7 protein-coding genes and 1 pseudogene are annotated in these 7,880 nt (G+C 69.1%); 7 read left to right on the forward strand and 1 reads right to left on the reverse strand.

Annotation, left to right across the window (positions count from 1 at the left end; genetic code table 11):
* The first annotated feature begins 324 nt into the window (after positions 1 to 324).
* The 7 genes from flgE to ROTAS13_RS15325 all read left to right on the forward strand — a co-directional run bounded on the left by flgE (position 325) and on the right by ROTAS13_RS15325 (position 7,500).
* Positions 325 to 1,629 carry a flagellar hook protein FlgE gene (gene flgE / locus ROTAS13_RS15295; protein ID WP_019461774.1) on the forward strand — a complete coding sequence of 435 codons (1,305 nt, stop codon included), beginning with the start codon at positions 325 to 327 and terminating at the stop codon, positions 1,627 to 1,629.
* A gap of 46 nt (positions 1,630 to 1,675) precedes the next feature.
* Positions 1,676 to 3,181 carry a flagellar hook-associated protein FlgK gene (gene flgK / locus ROTAS13_RS15300; RefSeq protein ID WP_075822766.1) on the forward strand — a complete coding sequence of 502 codons (1,506 nt, stop codon included), beginning with the start codon at positions 1,676 to 1,678 and terminating at the stop codon, positions 3,179 to 3,181.
* The gene (locus tag ROTAS13_RS15305) at positions 3,181 to 4,212 is read left to right on the forward strand and encodes a flagellin (RefSeq protein ID WP_075822767.1); all 1,032 of its coding nucleotides are present in this window, start codon (positions 3,181 to 3,183) and stop codon (positions 4,210 to 4,212) included. The genes flgK and ROTAS13_RS15305 overlap by 1 nt, the downstream gene beginning before the upstream one ends.
* A 201-nt stretch (positions 4,213 to 4,413) precedes the next feature.
* Entirely contained in the window at positions 4,414 to 4,875 is a 462-nt protein-coding gene (locus ROTAS13_RS15310; protein ID WP_037250065.1) for a flagellar biosynthesis repressor FlbT, read from the forward strand.
* Positions 4,876 to 5,077: 202 nt separating this feature from the next.
* Positions 5,078 to 6,262: a flagellin gene (locus ROTAS13_RS15315; protein WP_019461770.1), complete on the forward strand. Its 1,185-nt coding sequence runs from the start codon at positions 5,078 to 5,080 to the stop codon at positions 6,260 to 6,262.
* A gap of 70 nt (positions 6,263 to 6,332) precedes the next feature.
* Positions 6,333 to 6,719 carry a flagellar biosynthesis regulator FlaF gene (locus ROTAS13_RS15320; protein ID WP_075822768.1) on the forward strand — a complete coding sequence of 129 codons (387 nt, stop codon included), beginning with the start codon at positions 6,333 to 6,335 and terminating at the stop codon, positions 6,717 to 6,719.
* Positions 6,720 to 6,723: 4 nt separating this feature from the next.
* A complete protein-coding gene (locus tag ROTAS13_RS15325; RefSeq protein ID WP_075822769.1) occupies positions 6,724 to 7,500 on the forward strand; it encodes a DUF1217 domain-containing protein in 777 nt (258 codons plus the stop codon).
* A gap of 36 nt (positions 7,501 to 7,536) precedes the next feature.
* Here ROTAS13_RS15325 and ROTAS13_RS27225 read toward each other — a convergent pair.
* A pseudogene (locus ROTAS13_RS27225) lies at positions 7,537 to 7,880 on the reverse strand (hypothetical protein); the annotation flags it as partial.

Raw genomic sequence — 7,880 nt, forward strand, 5'->3', positions numbered from 1 at the left:
CCAGCACCGTGGCGAAGTCGTCCCCGCCTGCCGCGACGGGCTGCTTACCGGCCCCGCCACGCTCCCCGGCGGCGGTGTTTCTCGTGATGGCGGCAGGCAGGGCGCTGAGCACGTCGGCAAGGTCCTTCGGGTCCCGGCCACCTGTACGCAAGCGGCCTGCCAGCCCTCCGGCCCGGGCAGGCGGCAGGAGATGCCGTGGCGGAGGTGGAAACCCGGCAGGCTTTGCCGGGCGGGGGCAGGGATGGCCGCGATCCGGGGCCGCCAGGGCTGGCACGGGCATTGCGGTGGGCGGCACGCAGTTCATCCGCCAGGGGAAAGCGCCCGATGTCGCTCTACGGATCCATGTTCACCGCCATCAGCGGGCTGAGCGCGCAATCCAGCGCGCTGAGCAACGTCGCCAACAACATCGCGAACAGCCAGACCACCGGCTACAAGCGCGTGGATACGAGCTTCTCGGACTATGTGACGGCGACGAGCGTGCCCACCGCCTCGGGCGTGCCGATCAGCTCCAGCACCGTGATCGCGAGCGGCAGCGCCACCAACGGCGTGCAGGGCTCGATCCAGCAGACCGACAACGCCCTGGACCTCGCCGTCTCCGGGCAGGGGTTCTTCTCGGTCTCCTCGCCGATCAGCGGCACCGCCGCCGACAACATGAGCTTCGATCCGCGCTCCTTCTACACCCGCGCCGGCGATTTCAGCCTCAACAAGCAGGGCTATCTGGTGAACGGCCAGGGTTACTACCTGAATGGCTGGAGCGTGGACGGCAGCGGCGCGGTGAACCGCACCGAGATCTCGCCGATCCGGGTGGACCAGGGCGTCTTCGACCCGGTGGCGACGAGCGGCATCTCGCTCTCGGCCAACCTGCCCAACGATGCCGAGACCGGCGAGGTGGTGAACACCCAGTTCCAGGTCTATGACAGGCTCGGCACGCAGCACAGCCTGGCCGTCGCCTTCACCAAGACCAGCGGCAGCAGCTGGAGCATGGCGGCTACCAACCCGGGCGGCACGGCCGGCAGCGCCAACCTCGGCAGCATCACGCTGAACTTCACCGACGGCAAGCTGTCGAGCTTCAGCGACGCGACGGGCAGCCTGTCTGGCAACAGCGGCGCGGCCGGGGAGGCCGCCAGCGTGTCGCTGGGCGGCATCAACTTCGGCCAGGGGGCACAGGCGATCCAGCTCAACATGGGCAGCTTCCAGCGCTCCGACGGCATGACGCAGTTCACCGGCACGGAATACAGCGTGCGCGACCTGTCGCAGGACGGCATGCCGCCCGGCTCCTTCTCCTCCGTCTCGATCAACGAATCCGGCGATGTCTCGCTGAACTACGACAATGGCGAGTCCAAGATGATCGCGCGCCTGCCGGTCGTGACCTTCTCCGACCCGGACAAGCTCCAGTCCGTCAACGGGCAGGCCTATCTGCGCACCCCGGCCAGTGGCGACGCCCGCGCCTCCGACCCCAACAGCAGCGGTGCCGGCAGCCTCGTCACCAAGGCGCTGGAGCAGTCCAACGTGGATATCGCCTCCGAATTCTCGAAGATGATCCTCGCCCAGCGGGCCTACAGCGCCAACACGAAGATCGTCACCAAGACGGACGAGATGCTGCAGGACACGCTGAACATGGCCCGCTGAGCGCGGACCGACCTCCCGAAACCCCATCCGGAACGGCGCCGAACCCATGAGCCTGAATCTCGCCCTGTCGATCGCCCAGAGCGGCCTGGCGCTGGTGCAGCGGCAGGTTTCCCAGACTGCGTCGAACATCAGCAACGCCGCGACGGAGGGCTATACCCGCAAGACGGTGGACGGCAGCGCGCTGGCGGTGGAGGGCCTCGCCTCCGGCGTGCGCGGCCAGGAGGCGCGGCGCAGCGTCGACGCCGCGCTGACCGCCAGCATGAACGGCGCCATCTCCAGCCAGGCGGCGGCCAAGGTGCGCGAGGCCCTGTTGCAGCCGATCGAGCAGGTGCAGGGCGACCCCGAAAGCGGCCAGTCGGTTGCCGACCTCACCGCGCAGCTTCGCAGCGCCTTCGTGTCGCTGCGCGCCGCCCCGGGCGAAGCCTCGCTGCAGGATGTCGTGGTGAGTGCCGCCGGGGCGGTGGCGCACCGCTACAACGAGACCTCCGCCGCCATCCAGACCGCGCGCCAGACGGCGCAGGACGGTGCGGTGACGGATGTGGCGACGCTGAACGCCAGCCTGCGCCAAGTGGCCGGGCTGAACACCCGCATCGCGGGCCTCCAGGCGCAGGGCCTCAGCACCGCGGACCTCCAGGACCAGCGCGACAGCGCCATCGCCCGGATCGCCGGCGTGGTCTCGGTGAAGTCGATCCCGCAGGACAATGGCACGGTGGCGCTGGTGGCCGGCAACGGGCTGGTGCTGCCGCTCGACAAGGATTCCGACGCGTTCAGCATGGCCTCCGCCACCGTCGGGCTGGAGGACTGGTACGGCACCGGTGCGGGCGGCGCGAGCGGCAGCCTGCCGGGCATCATGATGGGCGGCCTGGATGTCACAGGGCAGCTCGCCGGCGGCAGCCTCGGCGCCAATATCGGCATGCGCGACGAGGTCCTGCCGTTGCAGCAGGCGGAGCTGGACAGCGCCGCGGCCGGGCTGGCCTCGCGGCTCTCCGGACAAGGGCTGGCGCTGTTCACCGATGCCGGTGGCGGAGTGGCCGATCCGGCCCAGGGCTATGTCGGCGGCATCATGGGATTCGCCGCGACCATGAAGGTTTCCGCCGCCGTCTCGGCGGATGCCTCCAAGGTCCGCGACGGGACCGACGCCTCCATGCCCGCGGACGGGACGGCCAGCTACACGAACGGCATCGACCGCGTGCTCGACCACGCCTTCGGCAGCCGGCTGGCCAGCGGATCGGCGCAGGCCCCCTTCCTGACCACGGGGCTGGGGCCTTCGGGAAAGCAGGTTTCCAGCCTCAGCGGTGCCGGCACGGCGGAGGACTACGCGGCGCGGCTGGTGGCGCGGCATACCGGCGCGCGCGCGGCGGCGAGCGCGGATGCCGAATCCGCCACCACGATGCTCACCGGCCTGCAGCAGCGCCACGACGATGCTTCGGGCGTGGATATCGATACGGAGACCGGGGTGATGGTGAGCCTGCAAAGTGCCTACGCGGCCAATGCGCGGATGCTGAGCGCCGTGCGATCCATGTACGACGATCTTTTCGCGGCGGTGCGGTGATGACGGCGACGGCAACCGGCGCCACCGGCACCCTTTCGCGCATCCTGATGCAGTCCCTGGCGCAGCGGGACCGCGTGGACCTGCTTTCGCGCCAGTCGGGCAGCGGGCGCGTCGCCAGCCTCTATGGCGACGAGGCGCCCCAGGCGCGGCAGGCCATCAGCCTGCGCGGCGAGATCGCCCGCCGCGCGGCCTATACCGGGGCGCTGAACCAGGCATCCGGCCGTGCCAGTGCGTCGCAGCAGGCGCTGACGCAACTCGGCGACATCGCCTCGGAATTCCGCGCCACGGCGCTGACGCTGAACAGCACCAGCGCGACCCGGGCGTCGGATGTCGCCGTCACGGCGAAGGCGGCGATGCAGCAGGTGGCGACCCTGCTCAACACCCAGTATGCCGGGGAATACCTGTTCAGCGGCGCGGATTCCGCCAATCCCGCCGTCACGGATGCATCCGGCATCGCCGGTTCCGGCATGATGTCCGGCGTGGCCAGCGCCGTTGCCGGGCTGAGCGGCAGCGATGCGACGGCCGTGCTGTCGCAGGCCATGCAGGCGGTGGCCACGGATTCGCCCTTCTCGGCCTATCTGCAATCAGCCCCTTCCTCCGCCACGCGCAGCGTGGCGGGCGCCGATGGCCGCACCATCGCCTATGGCGTGCCCGCCGGCAGCGTAGGGGCATCGGGCTGGGCGGGGGCGCTGATGGGCAACCTCGCGATCCTGGCCTCGCTCACCGACGGGCAGCAGTCCTCCGCGAAGTTCGACGCCCTGGTGCAGAAGGTCACCGGAAACCTCGAATCCGTGGGGACGGACATCACCCGCGATGCCTCCCGGGTCGGGCTGGCGCAGAACGCGATCACGGCCGCGCTGAGCAGCCACAGCGAGGCCACGGATGCGCTGAAGACGCAGCTTTCCGGGCTGGAGGAGGTGGATTTCGAGGCCACCCTCGCCACGCTGCAAAGCGCCCAGACGCAGCTGGAGGCATCCTGGAAGGTGCTGTCCCTGGTCTCCGGGCTGAGCCTGACCAAGTTCCTGGGCTGAGGCGGGTTCGTGGCCGTTCCGAAGGGGATTGTTAAGCGCTTTCCTGTCTGATGGGCCCCAAGACGCCAGAAGGCCCCGGGCCTAGCGCGGCAGATTCGGGTGCAAAAATTGCAGTTGGGCTGGCAGCGTATCGAAAAGCGTGACCGGGCGCGGCGCCCGGCCGCTGCTTCCCGCCAGCTTCCTCCTGTTGGGAGAAGCCATATGTCGACATTGGTCCTCGAACTCCGTCAGGGCGACCTGATGGTGGTGAACGGGGCATCCATCCGTTTCCGCAACCGCACGCGCATCGAGCTGCCCGTGCGGGCGCGCTTCCTGTTCGGCAAGCAGGTGATGGCGCCGGAGCTGGCGAACACGCCGGCCCGCCGCATCTACTTCGCGCTCCAGACCGCCTATGTCGGGCTGGAGGAGATGCGCGAGGCCGCCTTCGCCGAGGCGCACGATCTGGTGCAGCAGTTCCAGGAGGCGACGACCTCCGAGACCGTCCGCGCGATGCTGGACCGCGCCATGGTGCTGGCCGCGGCGGATGACTGGTACACCGCGCTGAAGATCGTGCGGCGCGTCATGTCGCACGAGGCCGCCGTTCTGGGCCTGGACATGGCGACCGGGCTGCCGGTGCCGGGCGCCGGCCCCAGCCTCGGCCTCGGCGCCGCCGCGGCCGGCTGAGCGGGAAATTCGTGTGGCGGGGCAGGGAATCGCTGCTCCACTTAACGGTGTCTTCAGGCTTTCCGGGCAACATGCCCTTCGTCACGGAGCGCAGTGCGGCGCCGACGACGTGACCGGGAGACGGCAGGAGCGCCGGCTTCCCGGCGGATGCAGGCAAGAGGCCCAGGCCATCCGCCGACATGAGTGACGCAGGAGAAGCACTATGGCTTCGATCAACACCAACTCCTCCGCGATGGCCGCCGTCCGGGCGCTGAACACCATCAGCAAGGACCTCTCCAGCACGCAGTCGCGGGTGGAGAGCGGCCTGAAGGTGGGCCAGGCCAGCGACAACTCGGCGATCTTCTCCATCGCCCAGAAGATGCGCGGCGACCTGAGCTCCATGAGCAAGGTGAGCGACAACCTCTCCTTCGGCTCGGCGGCGCTGGGCGTGGCGCAGAGTGCCGCCACCAAGATCAGCGACCAGCTGAACACCCTGCGCTCCAGCGTGTCGCAGGTCGGCCAGTCGGGCATCGACCAGGCGACCCTGGCCCAGCAGGCCAAGGCGATCATGGACAACATCGACAACTTCGCCGCCTCGGCCACCTATAACGGCGTGAACCTGCTCAACAACTCGGGCAGCCTGAAGGTCGTCAGCGACACCTCCGGCACGATCCTGAACACGGCGGGCGGCGACCTGCGCACCTCCACCGGCACGGGCCTCGGCCTCGGCTCGCTGCTGCAGACCGGGGCGGGCGGCGCGGTGACCGGCTTCACGGCGCAGAACGGCAGCACGCTGGCCTTCAGCGGCGACTACACCGCGAGCGATGCCGATGTCTTCTCGGTGGCGGTGAACCAGGCGGACGGCTCGACAAAGAACTACGTGTTCGAGCTGAACGACTCCGGGGTCGATGGCACCCTGACCTCCGCCACGAATGCCAATACCGAGCTGAACTCCGTCAATGTCACCGCGGGCGACTCCAGCACCTCGGTCGTCTCGAAGCTGGCGACCGCCATGCAGTCCGCTGGTCTTTCCGCCTCGATCGACGGCAGCGGCAACCTCGTGGTCAACAACGGCACGGTGACGGCGACCGCGACGACCGGCACCGTCACCGCCACCAACTCCCCCGCCAATTCCCAGGCGCTGAAGCTGGTGGATGCCGCGATCACCAAGGTGACGGGTTTCCTTTCCAAGATCGGCTCCGCGATCAACCAGGTCGATGGGCTGAAGGACTTCACCTCCTCGCTGAACGACTCCCTCACGGAGGGTCTCGGCGCGCTGGTGGATGCCGACCTGACCGAGGAAAGCGCCCAGCTGAGCAGCCTGCAGACCAAGCAGCAGCTGGCGACGCAGAGCCTGTCCATCGCCAACCAGGGCAGCCAGAACCTTCTCAGCCTCTTCCGCGGCTGAGACCGGAGGGGGCGGCGTAGCAGCCGCCCCCTCTCCCCCATTCGCCTCCTGAAGGATTCGGGTTCCGCGCATGAGCATTGCCCGCTACGCCGCCGCCAGCGCCATGGTCTCCCCCCGCGATACGGAGATCGCCGCCTTCCGGCACGTGAACACCCTGCTCGCCAACGGCATGGAACAGGGGATCGAGAGGATCAAGGCGCTGCACAAGGCGCACCGCCTCTGGTCGATCCTGCTGTCGGACCTGCTGAGCGAGGGCAACGCCCTGCCGCCCCCCTTGAAGGCCCGGCTGGTCTCCCTGGGCCTCTGGGCGCAGCGCGAGAGCATCTCCCGCATGCATGACGCCGCCAGCCTGGAGCCGCTGATGAGCCTGCACCGCGACATGATCGAAGGGCTACAGGGCCAGAGGGCCGTGATCCCCACGCCGCGCGCCGAGGCCTTCGCGGCCGAGAGCGTCTGACGCCATGCTCGACGGCATCGGCAGCCTTTCCGCCTGGGCGGTGATCCAGAAGAACGGGGAGACCTTGCGGACCCGCTTCGAGACCCGCAAGGACATGACGGCCGATGCCGACCGCCTGCGCGCGGCGGCGAAGAAGTTCGCCTCGGTCGAAGACCTGATGAAGGACCGCCGCAGCCTGAAGATGGTGCTGGAGGCCTATCAGCTGGAGGACCTGATCGACCAGAAGGCGGTGGTGAAGAAGCTGCTGACCGAGGACCCGGGCAGCAAGAAGAGCTACGCCAACCGGATGGTCGACCCGCGCCTGCGGGCGATCAACAAGCAGTTCGGCGGCCAGGACGGTAATCCCCTGGCCGACAGCAAGCTGGTCGGGAGCATCATCGACAAGGCGCTGGAGAACCGCTTCGAGAAGGATGCCGGCGACGGCAATGCCGGTCTCCGGGAGGCCCTGTACTTCCAGCGCCAGGCCTCCTCCGTCACCAGTCTCGCCGGGCTGATGGCCGATACGGCGCTGACCGCCGTGGTGAAGGGGGCCTATGCCCTGCCCTCGCAGTTCGCCCTGCTGGACTACGACAAGCAGAAGGCGATCCTGGCCAAGCGCGTGGACTTCGACGACCTGAAGGACCCGAAGAAGGTCGCGAAGATGATCCAGCGCTATCTGGTGAAGGAAGGCGACCAGTCCAGCGGCAGTGTGAGCATGGTGCTCAGCCTCTTCGACAGCGGCAACGACGCCACCTCGAACCTGATCTCGCTGGCCGGGCGGAAGGTCTCGCTTCTCGCCTGAAGCTCCGCGCTCCGGCGGAACCCTGGCCGGACCGCTTCAGTTGGGGTGCCAGGACAGGCGCCGGGCCAGCCAGTCGCGCCAGGCGAGGATGGCTTCCGCCGACGGTGTCAGGCCCGACATCACCTGCGCGGCCTCCGCCCCGCCCAGCGGAATGCCGGGCGCGCCGGGCTGGTTCTGCTCCGCGTCGAGCCAGCGTTGGGCCGCCTGCCGCCAGGCCGCGACCATGTCGGCGGAGGTGAGGGCCGGAAGGACCAGTGCGGCGCTCAGCCTGCCGGCGCCGATGGCGGCCTGGGTCGCCTGCTGCAGTGCGGGCTGCGGCACCGGCAGGGTGGCGTAATCCGGCACGGTCCGGGCAGGCAGGCCGAAGCCCAGCCAGGGCG

This window comes from Roseomonas sp. TAS13, from assembly GCF_001950415.1.
Lineage (GTDB): Bacteria > Pseudomonadota > Alphaproteobacteria > Acetobacterales > Acetobacteraceae > Roseomonas > Roseomonas mucosa.